The sequence below is a fragment of the Alloprevotella sp. OH1205_COT-284 genome (assembly GCF_003859795.1).
Classification (GTDB): Bacteria; Bacteroidota; Bacteroidia; order Bacteroidales; family Bacteroidaceae; genus Alloprevotella.
The window spans coordinates 1-213 of the sequence record NZ_RQYI01000093.1 but is presented as its reverse complement, the minus strand read 5'-3'; the positions used below and the strand labels follow the sequence as shown (position 1 = coordinate 213).

1 protein-coding gene is annotated in these 213 nt (G+C 42.7%); it reads left to right on the top strand.

The features are described 5' to 3' along the window. On the top strand, positions 1-192 hold a 192-nt coding region (locus EII14_RS09565; RefSeq protein ID WP_233569436.1), incomplete at its 5' end, for a hypothetical protein. Between the last annotated feature and the right edge of the window lie 21 nt (positions 193-213).

Below are 213 nucleotides of genomic sequence, written 5' to 3'. Positions count from 1 at the left end.
TGTACTTTCAAAATCGAAGTGCAACAAATAGTTTTGTTTTTCATGGGTCTAATCTATGAAAAACACCGTGGGTTTGCCTCGCGGCCGGGGCGCGTAGCCCCGAAGAGCGATACCGGCAATACAAAAAAAAGAGCCCCTTTTGAGGACTCCCTGAGATTAATTATCTTTGTATTGCTATGTATAAACAACTAACCTCAGAGCAAAGATCGCAAA